Annotated in this window: 2 protein-coding genes; both read right to left on the reverse strand. The window is 71.4% G+C overall.

Annotated elements, in window-relative coordinates; all coding sequences use genetic code 11:
• On the reverse strand, positions 1 to 254 hold a 254-nt coding region (locus tag AC1D34_RS37725), incomplete at its 3' end, for a hypothetical protein (RefSeq protein ID WP_476827048.1).
• Between the two features lie 522 nt (positions 255 to 776).
• Positions 777 to 1,212 (reverse strand): hypothetical protein (locus AC1D34_RS37730; protein ID WP_476827049.1); only part of this gene is annotated, 436 nt, incomplete at its 5' end.

Here is a 1,212-nt window from a genome sequence, read left to right on the forward strand (position 1 = left end):
CCGCCGGAGCCGCCACCACCGGAACCGCTACCTCCGCTTCCGCCTCCAGAGCCACCTACACTCCCGGAACCGCCGCCACCCCCACTGCCTCCGGAACCGCCGCCACCCCCACCGCCGCCAGAACCGCCGCCATCGCCTCCGCCATCCTTGGCAAAGGCGGGGGCGATCCAGGCCGGGCTTGTCGCGACGAGCGCAAATACGACCGCGAGGGCCGAAACCGCGCGCCACAGGGCGATGTTGCGTGAATGTCGCATGGTAACTTTCGAAGCTACGACACCCAAGCTGACATTTCCCTGACAGGCCGCGTCAGGCTGGCGAGGTTCGAGGGCGCGCAGGCTCTGCTTCGTCACCGAGGAGAGAATGATCGGCGGTGGCTATGGCAAGGAGATACGACCATGACATTGCGATCACTTATGCTGGCGACCACCATCCTGGTGGCGACCACCGGCTCGCAGGGCGCGAGCGCCGCCATCCGTGACGACAGCTCGCCTCACCTGGAAGGCATCATCCGCCTGGGCGCGTCAGCCCTGTCCCGGAGCGGTGAGGGCGAGAGCGATTCCCCAGCGCACAGGAATGTATCGTCGCATGAGGACCCGGCCCGCGTCATCCTGGCGCGCGACGGCGGCGGCGGAGGAGGTGGCGGCGGAGGTGGCGGCGGAGGCGGCGGCGGAGGTGGTTCTGGAGGCGGAGGGAGCGGTGGAGGCTCCGGTGGTGGCAGCGGCGGCTCTGGCGGAGGCAGCGGAGGCAGTGGCGGCGGAAGTGGCTCCGGTTCCGGCTCAGGCTCCAGCGGCAGTAGCGGCGGCAGCGGCCGCGGTGGCGACAGCGGTGGTGGTCTCGGCGGTTCGTCGAGCGGCGGTGGCAGCGCAGCCGATGCGCGTGGCCGCGGCGCCGATGATGGAGCCGGTCATGCTCGAGGCGGTCGCGGTGCTGATAACGCTGTAGGTCAGGCTCGGCATGGGCGTGGAGCGGATGATCCGGCCGGCCATGTGCGGCAAGGACGGGGTGCGGACGATGCGGTCGGTCAGGCCCGGCGTGGGCGTGGAGCGGAYGATCCGGCCGGCCATGTGCGGCAGGGACGGGGTGCGGACGATGCGGTCGGTCAGGCCCGGCGTGGGCGTGGAGCGGACGATCCGGCTGGCCATGTGCGGCAGGGCCGGGGTGCGGACGATGCAGTCGGCCAGGCCCGGCGTGGGCGTGGGGCAGACAATCCGG

It is taken from the genome of Allobosea sp. P1_A7, assembly GCF_056406775.1.